Raw genomic sequence first — 15,715 nt, 5'->3', positions numbered from 1 at the left:
AGTCGACCTGAACCACCCGTGCGCGTAGTGAATGTGTCCGAGGGGGACTTGAACCCCCACGCCCTTGCGGGCACTAGCACCTCAAGCTAGCGCGTCTGCCATTCCGCCACCCGGACTGGGTTGTCAGCGTTGCTGACAGGACAGAGACTACATGATCGTCTCAATGGATTCCAAATCGGGGGTGGGGTGCGGGGTTTGGGCAGGTCAGGGTGGGTACGGGGGCGTGACCAGCGGTGAGAGGGAGGAGCGCGAAGGCGAGGGCGAGCGACGGGGTCAGGAGGAGGCGGGAGGGCGGGGCCAGAGGGAGTCACGGAGGGCGAGGACGGCGGCGAAGAGCTCTCGGAACTGGTTCCGGAAGAGGAGGACGGGGCTGCACGAGCAAGGGGCGGCGATGCCGTCGGCGGAGAGGCCGAGGTGGCGGCAGAGAGTGACGGCGCGAGGGAGGTGGTAGGGCTGGGTGACGAGAAGGACGTGCTGGAGGTGGAAGACCTGGGCGGCGCGGGCGCAGGTGTCGTAGGTGGTGAGGCCGAGAGGGTCGACGAGGAGTGAAGAAGGGGGAACGCCGTGCGCCAAGAGGTAGGAGGTCATGGCGGAGGTCTCGTTGCCGGAAGAGCCGGAAGCGTTGCCGGAGACGAGGATGGCGTTGACCTTGCCGGCACGGAAGAGGGAGACGGTGGCGTCGAGCCGGCCGGTGAGGAAAGGGGTGTCTACCTGGGCGCCGAAGACGATGGCGACGGGGGCGGAAGGGGCGGAAGAGAGGTCGTAGCGGTGGCCGGAAGAGGCTAGACGGGTCCAAACGACGCTGGCGGTGGCGAGCGTGAGGGCCAAGAGGACGGCGACGAGTGCGGCCCGGAGGACGGGCCAAGGCAGGCGGGGTCGAGCGGGGGTGAGCCAAGGGGCTGGAAGCCGGCGGCGAAAGTGGGGCTGGAAGCGCTTCATGTGAGCACGACCGGCGGAGAGAGCCCGAAGGGAAGGGCGGACCGGGGAGGACGCGAGTAGGCGGCGACCGGTAGGCGAAACGATGCCGGAGGGGCGGTGAGACGAAGGAAACGGGCGCGCCGGAGGGGCAAAGAGCTAAGCGGGCGGACACGCGGAAACGACCAGAGGCGACGCACGCGAACAACCCGGAACAGGGGCTGAAGGAAGCAGGCACGCCCAAGGACCAAGGAGCCAAGCACTCGGACACGCTGAAACGGCAGGAGAAGGCGGCGGCCGACAGCCCGAAACGACAGGGGGTGAAGGAAGCGGGGGCGCGAAGGGCCGGGGGCGGAAGGCATGGGATGTGGCTACTGGGCGGAAGAGTCCAAGAGGGCCTGCTCGGCGGCGATGGTGGTGGAAGGGCCGTGTCCGGTGTGGACGGTGGTCTCGCCGGGTAGAGAGAAGAGCCTGCTCCTGATGGAAGACAACAGGATGGGCAAGGAGCTGTGCGAACGGCCGGTGGCGCCGGGGCCGCCGGAGAACAGGGTGTCGCCGGTGAACACGCAGCCGAGGGAAGGCGCGTAGAGGCAGACGGCGCCGGGGGCGTGGCCGGGGGTGTGCAAGACGTGAAGCGAAGTGCCGGCGACGGAGAGGACCTGGCCGTCGGAAAGGTCGGAATCCCAACGGGTGGAGCCGTGCGTCAAGGACCACAAGGGCTCGTCGGCAGGGTGCAGAAGGATGGGGGCGCCGACGGCGGAGCTGAGGGCGGGGGCTACGCGGACGTGATCATCGTGGGCGTGGGTGCACACGATGGCGGTGACGGTGCGATCGCCGACCAACGCGAGGATGTCGGGAACCGAATGGGGGGCGTCGATGACGATGCACTCCGAAGCGTCACCGACGACCCAGAGGTTGTTGTCGACGTCGAAGGTCTCGCCGTCCAGGCTGAACGTCCCGCTGCTCACGGCATGGTCGATGCGAATCACGAAGACACCATAGAGCGACCACGGGACGAGCGGCACAACCCCGATCCGCTCCGCTGGAGCGGACCGGGGACGGTCGCGTAGCTGATCAGGCGCGCTCGGCCAGGGCCTTCAACAGCGCCTCGGCGGCCTCGCCGCCGGACGCGGGGTTCTGGCCGGTGATCAGGTTGCCGTCGACCACGACGTACGAGCCCCAAGCCGGCCCCGAAGAGTAGACGGCGCCGGCGCCGCGGAGGCGCTCCTCCAGCAGCCACGGGGCGTTGGCGGCCAGGCCGACCTGCGTCTCCTCCTCGTCGGTGAACGCGGTGAGCTTGCGGCCCTTGAACAGCCATGCGCCATCGGCGTCGCCGGCGGCGAAGAACGAGGCCGGGCCGTGGCACAGCGAGGCGACGACCTTGGTCTGGTCGGGCAGCAACGCGCCCAGCACCCGCGCGACGTCGGCGTTCACGGCCAAGTCCTGCATCGGGCCGTGACCGCCGGGGATCAACACACCGTCGAACTCGGCCGGGTCGATGTCCTCGAGCCGCGCCGGGGCCTGGAGCAGGTCGCGGTGAGCCTCGACGTACGCTCGCATCTCGTCGGCGTGCGCCTGGTTGCCGTTGTTGGCCGCCGCGCTGAGGCTCAGCTCGTCGGCGGGTGCCGGACGGCCGCCCGGCGTCGCGATGGTCAGCTCGACCCCGGCCGCGGTCAGGATCCGGTGCGGCACAACGAACTCCTCCGCCCAGAAGCCGGTGGGACGCTGGCTGCCGTCCTTCTGGCTCCACCTGGTCGCGGACGTGAGGATGATCAGCAGCTTGCTCATGTTCTTCTCCTTGAGGATTGCCATCCCGTCATACGCTACCCGCAGACGGTCATCACGAAGCAAGCCCACGAGCCCTGTTGTGACATGAGTAACGAGTTAGCTCATGACAGGGCCGTCGACTACACTCGAGGGCGTGAAGGTGACGTTGGGCCCGGCGAGGGCCGGGGCGGAGTGCCTCAGCTCGGACCTGCTGGTGGGGTTCGTCAACTCGCGGCCGCACCACAAGCAGCCCGCGGAACTGCTGGCCGACGGGCCCGCGGTGGCGGAATGGTTCGAGGCGGCCGGGGCGGGCTCAACACCCGGTGCCACGGACGCCGACGCGGCCACGGCCCGCGAGCTGCGGGATGCCCTGCTGAGCATCCTGCGCGCGCACGTCGGCTGCGATGAGGGCGCGGCCATGGTGCCGGCGGCTGAGGCGCACCTCCAGCGCGCCGCTTCGCGCTTCCCGGTCACCACCATCGTGACCTCCGAGGGCTGCGAGCTGCACCCCACCGGCACCGGCATCGACCGGTCGTTCTCCTACCTGCTCAGCGCCGTCGCCGACCTCGCCTCGCGAGGCGCGTGGGCCCGCGTGAAGGTGTGCAAGAACGACACCTGCTACACCGCGTTCTTCGACAAGACCCGCAACTCCTCGGCGCTGTACTGCAGCACCGCGTGCAGCGGCCAGATGGCCACCCGCGCCTACCGCGAACGCAAGAAGGAATGCGCCATCTAGGAACCGCCGAACTCCCATGACGGGGCCTCCCAACCAGGATCGCCAGATGCAACGAAGGCAGCGAAGGAGTGCACGAGGGCGTCCTGGACGGCGAGACGCGAGGGGGTGTCGGCGCCGATCAGGGTGCGGGTGGTTGCGGTGGAAGGAACCTGAGCTCGCCGATCGGCGGCGCGGCGAACGGGATGCCGGCGAAGCCTCGCCGCCGTCGGGCCGCGTGTCTGCACGCACGGCTCGTGCCGGGTGCAGGACATCGCCGAGGAGATCGCGATCACGGTCGACGCGACCAGCAAGGCGGTCGACCGGCTGGAGGCGGCCGCTGACCGGCCGGTCGGTGGACCAGCTCGCGGCCGCGTTGTCAACGCTGCGAAAGGCGGTGGAACACGGCCCGTGTCGGCATGCCGATCGGCTGACCAACGGCCCGGCGGACGGATAGCGCGGAAGAGCCCAGGGACAACAACGCCCGAACGTGCGCCCGAAGACGCGGTCTCCGGTCCGCGACCGCGGATCGGGCGGATGCTTGCTCCTGGTGGCGCACGCATCCGAGGGGGGACAAGGATGTCCGACCTGGTCAAGCTGGCCGAGAACCGCCTGCCGGCCGACTGGACGGTCTCGCTGTCCGAGATGTGGTGCCAGCTGCGCCCGAACGAGCGCGAGCTGCGCCGGCAGGGCTGGAAGCTGCACGTGTCGGCCACTGTCGCCTCGGCCCCGCAGGTGCTGGCCCGGTCCCTGGACGTGCTGCTGCCGGCGCGCTGCGTGTTCAAGTTCGCCAATGCCCCGGCCCGCGTCGGCGAGCTCAACGGGGCCCGGTTCGCCCGGGGCAGCGCCGGCAAGTTCATCACGGTCTACCCGACCGACGACGACGAGTTCCGCCGGCTGGCGGCCGAACTGGACGCGGCCACGACCGGCCTGGCCGGCCCGATGATCCTGTCCGACCGGCCGTACCGGGCCGGCAGCATCGTGCACTACCGCTACGGCGCGTTCGTCGGCGAGCGCATGCTGGACAACGACGGCCAGGTCGTCGAGATCATCCACGCCCCCGACGGCACGCCGGAGCCGGACCGCCGTGAAGCGTGGTTCAGCCCGCCCGTCTGGGCCGAGTGTCCGCTGCCCGAGCCGGTGCCGACCGAGGACGTCGACGGGGTCCTGCTGGCCGATCGTTTTGTTGTGCGCCAGGCGATTCGGCACGCCAACAAGGGCGGCATCTTCGAGGCCACGGACCGGCTCGGCGGCGCCGACGTGGTCGTCAAGCAGGCCAGGGCGCACGTGGAGCTGGCCCGGGACTGCCTGCGCAACGAGGCCGACATGCTAGCGGCGCTGGCGGACTTCGGTGTCTGCCCGGCCCCGCTGGCCTACTTCGAGCAAGGCGGCGACGACTTCCTTGTGGAGGAAAGGATTCAGGGCGTCACGCTGCGCGGCTGGGTCGCCGGTCACGAGCGGATGTCGTGGGCGACCATGACCCGCATGGCCGGCAAGCTCGTCGACCTGCTCGACCGCGTGCACTCGGCCGGCATCGTGTTGCGGGATCTGTCCTCCACCAACGTGATGGTGCGCGCGGACGACACGCCCGTACTGCTGGACCTTGAAGTTGCCGCGCGGCAAGGCATCGTGTGCACGACGGTCAGCGGCACACCCGGCTATCTGGCCCCGGAACAACGTCCCGGCGCGGTTCTCGAACCGGCCGTCGACCTGTACGCGCTCGGGGCGCTCCTGATGCTGATGATCACGGGCGAGGACCCGCTGCTGCCGGATGGCCCCGATCGGGGCGCGCGCATGGCCCGCTGGCTGGACCTCATCGCCCGTGACGACGAACGCGCGCGGCGAGCCAAGCCGCTGATCGCGGGGCTGCTGGCCGACGACCAACGGTGGGGAATCGAAGAGGTACGGGCGTTTCTCGCTGCGCCGGAGCCGGATGCGCTCGGGCCGGACGTGCGGAGGCTGCTGCGCGACGGCACCGACTATCTCGTCGCGTCGATGACGCCGGACGCCGAGGACCGGCTGTGGCCGATGAGCTACTGGGGCACCGGCAGCGACAGCCTGAACGTGCATCACGGCGCCGGCGGCGTGCTTGCCGTGCTGACCTCGCTCGACGTCTCCCCCGACGTCCTGCGCACAGCTGCCGACTGGATCGAGAAACGGCTGCTGGCTCGGACAAAGGTGCTGCCCGGCTTGAACTTCGGCTCCGCCGGCACGGCCTGGGCGCTGCACGACGCGGCCAAGCGGCTCGGCGATGACGGCCGGGCCGCGCGCATGATCGACGTGGTCAAGCGGCTGCCGTCGGACTGGCCGAATCCCGATGTCACGCATGGCGTCGCCGGTGCCGGCACCAGCGCTTTGGCGCTGTGGCTGGACTCTGGCGACGAAGAACTCGCCGAGCAGGCCCGTCGCTGCGCTCGAACCCTCGTGGATCGGGTCGACGGCGAGCCGTTGTGGCGCGTGCCCGAATCCTTCGACTCCCTGCTCGCCGGCATCACCGATTACGGCTTTGCGCACGGTTCCGCCGGCATCGCCTCTTTCCTCCTGGCCGCCGGCACCCGGCTCGACGAGCCGGCGTGGGTGCGGTTGGCCGAGGACGTCGGCCGCATGCTGTGCGACGCCGCGCATGTCGACCGTTTCGGCGCGCGCTGGCCCGCCGGACCGACCTCGGGCGGGCGGCCACTGGAATTCTGGTGCAGCGGGGCCGCCGGTATCGGCGCGTTCCTGATCCGGCTCTGGCAGGCCACCGGCGACGAACGCGCTCGCACGCTGGCCGAGCTGGCCGGGCAGGCGGTATGGACGCGCCGCTGGCGGCTTGGCACATCGATCTGCCACGGCCTGGCTGGCGGCGGCGAATTGCTGCTCGACCTCGCCGAGGCCACCGGCGACGACTCCTTTCGCCACCAGGCGGTTGACCTGGCCGACGCGATCGCCGCCCGTGCGGCCGAGCAGGACGGCCGGCTGCTCGCCCCAGACGAGACGATGATCGAATTCGGGGCCGACTACGCGGTCGGTGTGGCCGGCTGGGTCGCGTTCCTGCATCGGCTGGCCCACGGCGGTCCTCGGCGGTGGATGCCTTGATGCGCCTGGACTTCCGTATCGACGTGGATGCGCGACATGCCATCTGCCTGGCCAGCACGCCGGAGCTGGGGCCGCATCTGGAGACGTGGACGCGCGGCGACGGCGGCTGGCAGCCGGGTAGGATGCTGTGCCGCGCAAAGCATCCGCAGATGCTGCCCATGCGCGACGGCCGCATTTTGGTGTACGACAGCGCTGATCCGGTCGTGCGAGTCTTCTACGGCGACGAGCCGCCCGCGCGTCTGGACGTGCCGACCGGCTTTCGGTTCCTACGCGCGCCGAGCCCCGACCGCCCTGGCCTGGCCATCGTGCACACCCCGGACACCACGGAAGTCTGGCGATTCCGCGCCGAGGAGCCGGCGCTGATCGAGCGTGTGGCATCGATTCCCGGTCTGGTGCACACGGTTCTGCCGCTGGAACCCGACTGGGGGCTGCTGGCCGCGGATCGGTGCGACATCGTCGGCGGCCCGCGTGAGGTAGTGGCGATCGACCTGGCCGACGGCTCGCATTCAACGCTGCTCGCCGCCGGCAGCGTGCTGATCACTCACGCCGACACGGGGTTGGTGGTGGTCGAGGTGTCCGGTCGGACCGGCTGGACGCGGATCGGCTCCGACTTGCGGTTCCCTGCGGCGCTCAATCCCGGTGGTGAGCCGATGCGGCCGCTGGCGGTCAGCCCAACCGGCGACCGACTTCTGGTGCACCGGCTCGACGGCGTGCGCTCGACACTGGGCTACTACGACTTGGACGAGGACACGGTGACTCCGCTGGACCTGCCGCCCGGCGTTGTCCGGACGCCGGCCCGCTGGACGTCCGACGGCGTGTCCTTCGTATTCTCCACACCGGCCGGCCCACCACGCATCGTCGATCTCGACCGCCTGTCCAATCAGGACTCCCCGGCTCACGTTGAGAAACTCGGCGAGATTGAGGCCATCGTCCACGGCGGCCCCGACTGGCGGGACAATCCGCGCCTGGTGCTGGCCCTGCACGGCGGTCCGTTCCTGGCCTGGCTGCACGAGTATTCACCGCTGCTGCACCAGATCGCCGCCACCGGCACCGCGATCGTCGCCCCGAACCAGCGCGGCAGCACGGGCTACGGCAGCGCCCACACCAACGCGATCATCGGCGACCTGGGCGGCCCTGACCTCGAGGACGTCACCAAGATCGTGACCGACCTCCGGCGTTATCGGGACCGCCGCGGCCTGCCGCCGCTGCGCCTGCTCGGCGAGAGCTACGGCGGTTACCTAGCACTGCTAGCGGCCGCCCAGGTACCACTGGACCGCTGTGCCGTGCTGGCCCCGTTCCTTTCGCCCCGCCGTCTGCACGCCGACGGCGGGCCCGGCGTCCGGGCGCTGCTCGACAGCATCGCCGGCTCGTCGAACCGGGACGCGCTGGAGGCGTGCGGAGACATCAAGGCACCGCTGCTGATCGTGCACGGCACCGAGGACGACGTCATTCCCGTCAGCCATTCCCGGACGCTGGCCAGCCGGCTTCGCCGACTGGGCAAGGACTTCCGCTACGTCGAGATCCGCGACCACGGCCACGAGCCGGCCGACGACCCGCACGCCGCGGCCGAGATCGTCGCCTTCCTCACCGAGCCACCCGATCCCGAGTCAAGCGAGGGAGGTGAACATCCATGAGCGTTCGCACCGAGGAGCTGCGGCTGACCGTCGACATCGCCGAGTTGCAGCGACTGCCGGAGACCAACCCGGCGTTCGAAGGTGACGTCGTGCTCGGCCCGAAGCAGGGGCGGTGCAGCACGGGCAACATCACCTGTTGCTGCACGCACCTGTCGATCGACTTCTGATCGACACCGGGTCCCCGCCGCGCCGGCGCGGCGGGGACCCCGCACCGAGTCACCGGCCGACTTCCGCTCGGCGGGCGGTGCCGAAGCGGCGCTGGTAGGCGGTGGGGCTGAGGGACAGCTTGCGGCCGAAGACCCGGCGCATGCTCTCGTAACTGGGAAAGCCGGCCAGGGCGGCGGCCTCGGTGGCGTTGTGGCCCCCGTCGAGCAGGGCCCGGGCCAGGTCGAACCGGATGTTCTCGACGTACCGGGCCGGCGTGGTGTCCAGCTCCTCCTGGAACAGCCGGCCAAGATGACGAGTGCTCATGTTGAGGTGTTTGGCCAGTGCCGGCAACGAATGGTCGCCCTGAGGGTTGGCGGTGACGAGGTCGGTGATGGAGCGCAGTGCGGGCGACCGCGGCGGCGGGCCCTGGAGCGGTGCGGAGAACTGGGACTGGCCGCCGGACCGCTGGAGGTAGACGACCAGGCCGCGGGCGACGTCCCGGGTGAGGTCGGGCCCGTGGTCCTCCTCGACCAGGGCAAGGGCGAGGTCGATGCCGGCGGTGATGCCGGCCGAGCTGTAGGTCGAGCCGTCGCGGACGTAGATGGCGTCGGGCTCGACGTGGCAGGTGGGACAGCGCGCGGCGAGCTCGCGGGTGACCTTCCAGTGGGTGGTGGCGCGCTTGCCGGCGAGCAGGCCGGCGGCGGCGAGAATGAACGCGCCAGTACAGATGGACGCGATGCGCCGGGCTTTCGCGGCCGGCACCTTGGCGGCGTCGGCCAGCTCACCGGGCATGGGCGTGCGCGGAAAGCGGGCGGAGCCGGGGACCAGGTAGGTGTCCGGCTCGAGGTCGCCGACGGCGCCGTCGACCGAGATCCCGAACCCGAGATTGGACGTGACGCCGTCGCCGGTCGGCGACACCAGCGCGATCCGGTAGTCGGCGCCGTACCGGTTCGCCTCCTTGAACACCTCAGCCGGACCGGCGACGTCGAGCAGGGTCACCCCGTCGTAGACGAGGAAGACGATGAGACGCTGACTCACGGGCACAGTCATTCGTAGCACACCGTCACCGCTCAGCGGGAATATGTCCTCATCGGTGGGATTCGTGGCTGACGGACAGCGGCACCGGACAACCGGACAGCGGCATGCTGGAAAGGAAGGAAAACACCACCGGAAAGAGCGGAAGCCATGTCAGAGGTCATCGCGGGTGTGGAGGTTCCCGACACCGCGGCCGTCGCCGAGGCGACCCGGCTCATCGAGCAGACGACCAGCCCGCTCATCTACCACCACTCGCGCCGCGTATTCCTGTTTGCCCAGATCCACGCCAGCCGCCTCGGCATCGAGCCGGACCCGGAACTGCTCTGTCTGGCCGCCCTGTTCCACGACACCGGGTTGACCACACCCTTTTCCGACGTGGAGCAGCGGTTCGAGGTCGACGGCGCCGATCACGGGCGGAAGTTCCTGTTGGAGCATGGTTTCTCCGCCGAGGCGGCCGACACCGTGTGGACGGCGATCGCCCTGCACACGACTCCGGGAATTCCGCACCGGATGGGTCCGGAGATCGCCAGTCTGTATCTCGGTGTCGCCACCGACGTGATCGGTGTCGGCTTGGATGCGTTGGACCCGTCTCAGGTGGCGGAAATCCTCGCCGAGCACCCGCGCGGCGATTTCAAGAACGAGTTCCTGGCCGCCTATGTCGCCGGCCAGAAGCACCGGCCGGACAGCACGTACGGCACCATCAACGCCGATGTGCTCGAGCACTTCGTCCCGGGTTTTCAGCGCGTTCGGACGGTCGAGCGTATGCTCGGCTCGGCCTGGCCGAGCTGACGGGAGCCGAAATGCGAGCAATCACCGTCCGCGACCGTGAGGCCGGTGTCGCCGGGTTCACGCTGACCGACCTGCCGTACCCGCATGCCGCCGAGAACGACGTGATCGTGCGCGTGCACGCGGCCGGCTTCACACCCGGCGAGCTCGACTGGCCCGCCACCTGGACCGACCGGGCCGGCCGCGACCGCACGCCGAGCGTGCCCGGGCACGAGCTGTCCGGCGTAGTCGCCGACCTGGGCTACGGCACCACCGGACTGACCGTCGGCCAGCGCGTTTTCGGCCTCGCCGACTGGGCTCGGACGGCACCCTGGCCGAGTTCACCGCCGTGGAGGCTCGAAATCTAGCGCCGCTAGCATCCGACATCGACCACACCGTCGCCGCCGCGCTGCCGATCTCGGGGCTGACCGCGTGGCAGGGCCTGTTCGTGCATGCCGGGCTGGTCGCCGGCCAGACCGTGTTGATCCACGGGGCGGCCGGCGGCGTCGGGTCGATCGCCGTGCAGCTGGCCCGCGAGGTCGGCGCACACGTCATCGGCACCGGCCGTGCGGCCGACCGTGAGGTCGTGCTCGGCCTTGGCGCGCAGGAGTTTCGGGACTTGGCCGCCGATCCGCCGACCGGCGAGGTCGACGTGCTCTTCGACGTCATCGGCGGCTCCGTCCTGGCCCGGTCGACCGCGCTCGTCCGCCCCGGCGGCACCGTGGTCACCATCGCCGCCCCGCCCGCGGAGCACCCCAAGGACGGGCGTGCCGTGTTCTTCGTGGTCGAGGCCGACCGTGCCCAGCTGACGGAGTTGGCTCAGCGAGTGCGTGACGGCCGGCTTCGGGTCCTCGTTGGCGATGTGCGCCCACTGGCCGAGGCGGCCGACGCCTTCGCCGGTCGCCGCCGTGGGAAGACGATCATCGAGGTGGCCGCGGACCGACCGTGATGGCTGTTCGCCGTGATCAACGCCATAGACTTCGCTTTCGTGCAGCGCTTCGGGCCCGAGACACGCGGGCGAAGCGTCGAAGACATCGAGCACACGCTGCGGGCCGGTACCTTTCGAGCGATGCGCTGACCTCGGAGGAGCCATTGGAAGCGGTGCCCGTGCTGGAAGTCGGCGGCACACATGTCACGGCCGCGCTGGTCGCCGACGCGGCGGTGGAGACCGCCGCGCGGCTGCCGCTGCCGGCCGACGGCAGCGCGACGGAGATCCTCGACGGCATTGCCGCCGCGGCAACCACGCTGGACGTCCGGCCCGGGACGCGGTGGGGTGTCGCGGTGCCGGGGCCGTTCGACTACGCCGCGGGCATCGGCCTGTTCCACGACGTCGGCAAGTTCGACGCGCTGTATGGCGTGGACGTCGGGGCCGAGCTGGGCCGCCGGCTGCCGTCGCCGACGCTGCGTTTCCTCAACGACGCCGACGCGTTCGGCATCGGCGAGTACGTTTCCGGTGCGGCAGCGGGACATTCGCGCGCGGTGTGCCTCACGCTGGGCACCGGCGTCGGTTCGGCGTTCCTCGACCGCGGCATGCCGGTGAACGACGGCCCGCTGGTGCCGCCGGACGGCAGTGCGCACCTGTTGCAGTTCCAGGGGCGACCGCTGGAGGAAACCGTGTCGCGGCGGGCAATCCGCGCTGCCTACGAGACCGACGGCCCGGACGTGCACGTCATCGCGGAACGGGCCCGTGGCGGCGATGGTCACGCGAAGTCGGTGCTGGACAACGCCTTTCGCGCCCTCGGTACGACGATCTGGCCGTGGCTCACCACGTTCGACGCGACGGTGGTGGTCGTCGGCGGGTCCATCGCGGCGTCCTGGGATCTGGTCGAGGGGCCGTTGCGTGTCGGCCTGCCGGCCGGGGTCGAGCTACGGCCGGCCAGCCGACCGGCCGACGCCGCCCTGCTCGGGGCGGCCTGGTGGGCAACGATTTCCCAGGGAGTGCCGGCGCAGTGACCCGGCCGACCATGCGGGACGTGGCCACGCTGGCCGGTTTCGACGATTTCGACGTGCCCGACCACTCCTCGGGGGCGTGACTCTTCTACAACCTCGGACCTTCTCACGGCGTCAAAAGGAAAACGACCGTGAGGAGATCTTGAGGTGCCTTTTACCCTGAGGCGACGCATCGGGGCCGTCGCTGCGGCGCTGGCCTGCGGTCTCGGCCTGGTGCCGGCGACGGCCACCGCCACCGCGGACGGCTCCGACGTGCTGGCCGACCGCGCGCCGACACCGACGCTGACCTGGTCCGACTGCGCCGACGGCTTCCAGTGCGCCACCGCCGGTGTGCCGCTGGACTACGCCAACCCGTACGGCTCGAAGATCGACCTCGCCCTGATCAAGCTGCCGGCGAGCGACCCGACGCACCGGATCGGCACGCTGTTCGTCAACTTCGGCGGGCCCGGACCGTCCGGTGTGGACAGACTGCGGCAGCGGGCCAAGTGGCCCTGGCTGTTCTCCGACGAGCTGCGCTCCCGGTTCGACCTGGTGTCGTGGGATCCGCGGGCAGTCAGCCACAGCACCGCGGTGCGCTGCTTCACGACCAGCGCCGAGCAGCAGCAGTATTTCGCGTCGTTCCCGGAGATGCCTGGTGATCCCAGCGGCGAGGCCGCCTTCTACCGTGCCTCCAAGGATCTCGCCGACCGCTGCCAGCAGCAGGCCGGCGCGCTGCTGCCGTACATGAACAGCGTCAACACCGCCCGTGACATCGACCTGCTGCGGCGGGCCGTCGGTGACGCCAAGCTGACCTATCACGGCATCTCGTACGGCACCCACATCGGCGCGATCTACGCAAACCTGTTCCCCGCAAGGGTTCGCGCGCTGGTGATGGACGGCACGATGGACTTCCAGGGCAGCGCCACCGGGCACGGCAACGCCGGCAGCACGCTGCCGGTGGACACCCGGCAGGACGTGGCCACCGGGATCGCCGAGACCTTCGAGTCTTTCCTCACCCAGTGCGCCGCCGCCGGGCCGAACTGCGCCTTCTCCGACGGCGACGTGCACGCCAAGTGGCGCACGCTGGCCGATCGGGCCCGGCAGCACCCGATCACCGTGACCAATGCCGATGGCACGACCAGCACCTTCAGCTACTCGGCGGTGGTCAACCTGGCCGGCGATCTGGCCAAGCCGGAGAACTGGAAGGACAATGCCGTTGTGCTGCAACAGTTGTACGTGGCCAGCGGCGTGACGTCGTTCGCCGCCAAGCCGAAGGGCGAGCCGTACCTGGGCAATTCCGCCGAGGCGTTCAACGCCATCCAGTGCGGCGACAGCACCGTGCCCACTTCGGAGTCGACCTACAGCGCGCTGGCGGTCAGCGAGGACCAGCGGGTGCCGTACTTCGGCCGGATCGGCGTGTTCGACATGATGTCCTGCGCCTATTGGCCGCAGCGGGCCGTGCAGCCCTACCGGGGTCCGTGGAACCGAGTCACCGCCGCGCCGATCTTGGTGATCAACAGCCGGTTCGACCCGTCGACACCGTTGAAGGGCGCCAAGGACGGCATCGCCGAGCTGTCCCGGGCGCGGCTGTTGGTGGTCGAGGGCTCCGGCCACAGCACCATGTACGTGCACAGCACCTGCGCCGAGAAGGCCAAGCGCGCCTACCTGATCTCCGGCGTGCTGCCGGCCGAGGGCACCACCTGCCCGATCGACCAGAAGCCGTTCTGACACACCGACCGGCCCGCCGGATTCCCCCGGCGGGCCGGTCAGCCCAGAATTTTCGTTGCCACGGCCCGGATTTCCTCGTCCTCCGTGAAGGCCCGCCAGCCGCCGTGACAGGCAATCCTCCTCGCACTGTCCACAATGGATCGTGCGATCGCTTGAACCCGATCGTCCGGCTCCCCCATCGCCGCAAGGTGTCGCAGCGCGACAATCCCCGCCGCCGAGATCTGCCCCGGCCGCGACGGCTCCGCCAGGTCGGCCAGCACCGCTGTGCGCCGTTCACCCGTAATCCGCCACAGGGCGTGAACCGCCTCGACCCGAACCCGATCGTCCGCCGATTCGGCCAACTCCCTTACGGCGTCAACACATCCCGCCGCATCGGCACCAAGATCAGCCACCAACGCCAGCGTCGCCGCGTCTTTCACCTGCCCGGTGAGCTCGGCGATGCCGCGATCCCGATCGACCCCGGTGCGCCAGAGCGCCCACGCCACCGCCGGCTCAGAAGCATTGGCCCGCAACGCATCCGCTGCACCCGCGGCATCGACGCCGATCGCCCCGATCGCCTTCGCCGCCAACGGCCGCAGCTTGCCCTCCGCCAACATGTCCACCAGCACCGGCAGTGCTTCCGCCGATTCCCACGCGGCCACGATCTCGCACAGCTGCGGGGCAAAGGGCCGATCGCGCCGCGCAACCACCGGCCCCAGCAACACGTCAGCGTTGTCCCGCAACGGAATCAGAATATCGCTCAGGGCGGGTTGGGCCAGCCGGTGCACCTCCCGCCCGAAGTACGCATGGGCCACGTCGAACCCCAGCCGGTCCCCGGACAGCCGCTCCACGAGTGCCGGTAGACAGCCCGGATGTCCCTGCCGGGCCAACGCCCACACCGCGGCGTCGCCGACAGTGATGCCCTTCCACTGGTCGTACGGCGTCGAATCGCTGCTCAGCGCCAACAACTGGTCAACGTACTGCGCGGCCTGCCGGCCAAGACAGGCCAGCAGCGCCGCCGCGCGATAACGGACCGTGGGGTCATCGTCGTCGAGGCATGCCCCCACGAGCGGCAGGACCGCATCGGCCTTGCGCCACTCGCTGAACACCCGCACGGCGTTGGCCACTGTCGCTGCCCGCGCGGCCAGATCCGGTGCAATCTCGCGCGGGAGCACCACTTCGGCCCGCGCGCGATCCTCCGCCAACCGGGCGGCGCGGCGGTCGAAAGCGGACTCCAGCACCGCCGCGGCGGCGGGATGGCCGACCAACAGGTGCCGCGTGTAGTTCACCATCACGGACGGCTCGCCGTCGATCCACTCGGACAGCGCCCACAGCGCCACCCCCGAGTCCATCAGCGCCTTGACCACGGATTCGACGTTCTCGGCGGCGACAGCCGGGTGCGTGTTGGCCAGCGCGTGCACGGCGGCCAGCCGGTACTGGAGGTCCTCGTCCCGCAGCAGCGCGATGAGATCGGCGTGCGCACCCTCATCCCCCGACCACGAATACGCCGCACCGAGGGCCAGCACGACGTCGGCCTTGGTCACCCGGTCGTTCTCGACCGCCAGCCGGTGCCGCAGCGCGGCGATCGCCTCCGGATGATGGATACCGTCGGCCACCAGCAGCGTGGCCTTCCGCCGCACCACCGGATCCTGATCGTCCAGCAGGGCCAACAACTTCGGCCGCGCCACGTCCAGGGCCGGCCACCAGCCCTCGGCCACCATGCCCGACGGCGACTCCATGGCCGCACGAGCCTGGTACTCGAGCAGCTCGACCACGCGTTTCCGGTGGCGCGTGGTGAAGGTGGTGGCCAGCTCGGCCAGCCACGGCAGCGCCGCCGCCCCCGCCGAGGTGACTTCCCAGCCCTCGTGGTGCAGCTTGTCGTACAACTCGCCGATCGCGGCCAGCGCCGTGTCCGGATTCCGGCTGGCGCAGGCCCGCAGCAACTCCGGCAGATCGGTCGCGGTGCCGTTGAGGTGTCTGAGCTTCGACCAGTCGACGTCGTCGAGGATGTCCCCCATGCCGTGCA

At 70.2% G+C, this 15,715-nt stretch carries 12 protein-coding genes, 1 tRNA gene and 2 pseudogenes; 8 read left to right on the top strand and 7 right to left on the bottom strand.

The features are described from left to right. Nucleotides 1-34: 34 nt before the first annotated feature. From M3Q35_RS07900 to M3Q35_RS07885, 4 genes are all read right to left on the bottom strand, one after another. Nucleotides 35-116: transfer RNA gene (locus M3Q35_RS07900), tRNA-Leu, on the bottom strand. Nucleotides 117-273: 157 nt separating this feature from the next. Next, nucleotides 274-939, bottom strand: a complete 666-nt coding sequence (locus M3Q35_RS07895) for a SanA/YdcF family protein (RefSeq protein WP_273940994.1) — start codon at nucleotides 937-939, stop codon at nucleotides 274-276. A 347-nt stretch (nucleotides 940-1,286) separates the two neighbouring features. Further along, nucleotides 1,287-1,904 (bottom strand): MBL fold metallo-hydrolase, encoded by a 618-nt coding sequence (locus M3Q35_RS07890; protein WP_273940993.1) that lies wholly within the window; start codon nucleotides 1,902-1,904, stop codon nucleotides 1,287-1,289. An 85-nt stretch (nucleotides 1,905-1,989) separates the two neighbouring features. Beyond that, nucleotides 1,990-2,727 (bottom strand): type 1 glutamine amidotransferase domain-containing protein, encoded by a 738-nt coding sequence (locus M3Q35_RS07885; RefSeq protein WP_273940992.1) that lies wholly within the window; start codon nucleotides 2,725-2,727, stop codon nucleotides 1,990-1,992. A 109-nt stretch (nucleotides 2,728-2,836) separates the two neighbouring features. Between M3Q35_RS07885 and M3Q35_RS07880 the strand changes: the two genes are divergently transcribed. Further along, on the top strand, nucleotides 2,837-3,418 hold the full coding sequence (locus M3Q35_RS07880) for a CGNR zinc finger domain-containing protein (RefSeq protein ID WP_273940991.1): 582 nt from the start codon (nucleotides 2,837-2,839) through the stop codon (nucleotides 3,416-3,418). 118 nt (nucleotides 3,419-3,536) lie between these two features. Here M3Q35_RS07880 and M3Q35_RS07875 read toward each other — a convergent pair. Further along, nucleotides 3,537-3,623: pseudogene (locus M3Q35_RS07875) on the bottom strand (carboxylesterase family protein); the annotation flags it as partial. A gap of 350 nt (nucleotides 3,624-3,973) precedes the next feature. Between M3Q35_RS07875 and lanL the strand changes: the two are divergent. The 3 genes from lanL to M3Q35_RS07860 are packed head-to-tail and all read left to right on the top strand — an operon-like array spanning nucleotide 3,974 to nucleotide 8,273. After that, nucleotides 3,974-6,472: a class IV lanthionine synthetase LanL gene (gene lanL / locus M3Q35_RS07870; protein ID WP_273940990.1), complete on the top strand. Its 2,499-nt coding sequence runs from the start codon at nucleotides 3,974-3,976 to the stop codon at nucleotides 6,470-6,472. Next, nucleotides 6,472-8,106: a S9 family peptidase gene (locus M3Q35_RS07865; protein ID WP_273940989.1), complete on the top strand. Its 1,635-nt coding sequence runs from the start codon at nucleotides 6,472-6,474 to the stop codon at nucleotides 8,104-8,106. The genes lanL and M3Q35_RS07865 overlap by 1 nt, the downstream gene beginning before the upstream one ends. Further along, a complete protein-coding gene (locus M3Q35_RS07860) occupies nucleotides 8,103-8,273 on the top strand; it encodes a hypothetical protein (RefSeq protein WP_273940988.1) in 171 nt (56 codons plus the stop codon). Before M3Q35_RS07865 ends, M3Q35_RS07860 begins: the two co-directional genes overlap by 4 nt. Nucleotides 8,274-8,322: 49 nt before the next feature. On the opposite strand, the gene M3Q35_RS07855 is transcribed toward M3Q35_RS07860, so the two are convergent. Then, nucleotides 8,323-9,303, bottom strand: coding sequence for a GlxA family transcriptional regulator (locus tag M3Q35_RS07855; RefSeq protein WP_273940987.1), 981 nt, complete (start codon nucleotides 9,301-9,303; stop codon nucleotides 8,323-8,325). A gap of 135 nt (nucleotides 9,304-9,438) precedes the next feature. Between M3Q35_RS07855 and M3Q35_RS07850 the strand changes: the two genes are divergently transcribed. From M3Q35_RS07850 to M3Q35_RS07830, 4 genes and pseudogenes are all read left to right on the top strand, one after another. Then, on the top strand, nucleotides 9,439-10,077 hold the full coding sequence (locus tag M3Q35_RS07850) for an HD domain-containing protein (protein WP_273940986.1): 639 nt from the start codon (nucleotides 9,439-9,441) through the stop codon (nucleotides 10,075-10,077). 11 nt (nucleotides 10,078-10,088) lie between these two features. Beyond that, nucleotides 10,089-11,002 (top strand): annotated as a pseudogene (locus M3Q35_RS48460) (NADP-dependent oxidoreductase). A 152-nt stretch (nucleotides 11,003-11,154) separates the two neighbouring features. Continuing rightward, complete coding sequence (locus M3Q35_RS07835; RefSeq protein WP_273940983.1) at nucleotides 11,155-12,006, top strand: ROK family protein; 852 nt, start codon at nucleotides 11,155-11,157, stop codon at nucleotides 12,004-12,006. A 144-nt stretch (nucleotides 12,007-12,150) separates the two neighbouring features. Beyond that, nucleotides 12,151-13,710, top strand: coding sequence for an alpha/beta hydrolase (locus M3Q35_RS07830; protein ID WP_273940982.1), 1,560 nt, complete (start codon nucleotides 12,151-12,153; stop codon nucleotides 13,708-13,710). 38 nt (nucleotides 13,711-13,748) lie between these two features. On the opposite strand, the gene M3Q35_RS07825 is transcribed toward M3Q35_RS07830, so the two are convergent. Further along, nucleotides 13,749-15,707, bottom strand: coding sequence for a HEAT repeat domain-containing protein (locus M3Q35_RS07825; RefSeq protein ID WP_273940981.1), 1,959 nt, complete (start codon nucleotides 15,705-15,707; stop codon nucleotides 13,749-13,751). Nucleotides 15,708-15,715 lie beyond the last annotated feature (8 nt).

It is taken from the genome of Kutzneria chonburiensis (genome assembly GCF_028622115.1).
Taxonomy (GTDB): domain Bacteria; phylum Actinomycetota; class Actinomycetes; order Mycobacteriales; family Pseudonocardiaceae; genus Kutzneria; species Kutzneria chonburiensis.
Note: the sequence above shows the minus strand (reverse complement) of the source record. Positions and strands in the feature narration are given on the sequence as shown.